We start from the raw sequence: 1140 nt of genomic DNA on the forward strand, positions 1-1140 counted from the left end.
AGCAAATATTGGCTGGTATGAACGGCAGCTTGAGTGCTCACAACCGAGCCCAAGGTGGCGCTCGATTCTCATTGTGCTTACCAATATGCCAACGCACCGAACAATCAGAAGGATAAGATAATGTGTCAGGTGTTTTTTATTGATGATGAAGCCGACCTTCGATTAGCAATAGAACAAACGTTTGAGCTAGCCGATATCGAAGCGACATTTTTTTCCGATGCGGAATCCGCCTTGTTAGCCATGAAACAAAGCGACGAAGCTGGTGTGATTGTGACCGACATCTGCTTACCCGGTATTTCAGGCATGGACCTGTTAACCACGTTAGTTCAACGCGACCCAAACCTGCCAGTCATCATGATTACAGGCCATGGTGACATCTCTATGGCAGTAAATGCATTACACCAAGGGGCCTACGATTTTATAGAGAAACCTTTTGCGCCAGAACACTTGGTTGAAACCGTAAAACGCGCCATTGAAAGACGCCAACTGACGAACGAAAATGAGAAACTTCGTCAATCACTCAAAGCAAGCCAAACGCTTGGCCCCCGAATAATCGGTGAAACCACCAGCATCCAAACACTGCGAGAAACCATCACCCACATTGCTGATACTGATGCCGATATTCTGCTGTTTGGCGAAACAGGTACAGGTAAAGAGCTTATCGCCCGCTCACTGCACGAACAAAGTTCTCGTAGAAACAATAACTTTGTGGCGGTGAACTGTGGCGCGGTGCCAGAAAACTTAATTGAAAGCGAACTCTATGGTCACGAAAAAGGCGCATTTACTCGTGCAGACAGTCGGCGTATTGGTAAGTTTGAATTTGCGCAGGGCGGCACACTCTTCTTAGATGAAATCGAATCGATGCCAATTCAGGCACAAATTCGTTTGTTGCGCGTCCTGCAAGAGCGCGTGATTGAACGCGTTGGCTCAAACGAACTTTTACCTCTCGACATTCGCGTTGTCGCGGCAACGAAAGTGGATCTTAAACGTGCGGCGGAACAAGGTACATTTCGTCAAGACCTCTACTACCGCCTCAACGTGGTTACGCTAGATTTGCCTCCCTTACGTGAACGCAAGGAAGACATCCCTGCCCTTTTCCACCATTTTCTTTTAGTCGCGGCGTCGCGCTATGGTAAAAGT

The 1140-nt window shown here is 47.8% G+C and carries 1 protein-coding gene; it reads left to right on the plus strand.

Translation table 11 applies throughout. The features are described from left to right. Nucleotides 1-120: 120 nt before the first annotated feature. A partial coding sequence (locus R7E00_RS24565) for a sigma-54 dependent transcriptional regulator (RefSeq protein WP_318124829.1) occupies nucleotides 121-1140 on the plus strand: 1020 nt, incomplete at its 3' end.

Source organism: Vibrio sp. Vb1755 (assembly GCF_033338635.1).
GTDB classification, from domain to species: domain Bacteria; phylum Pseudomonadota; class Gammaproteobacteria; order Enterobacterales; family Vibrionaceae; genus Vibrio; species Vibrio alginolyticus.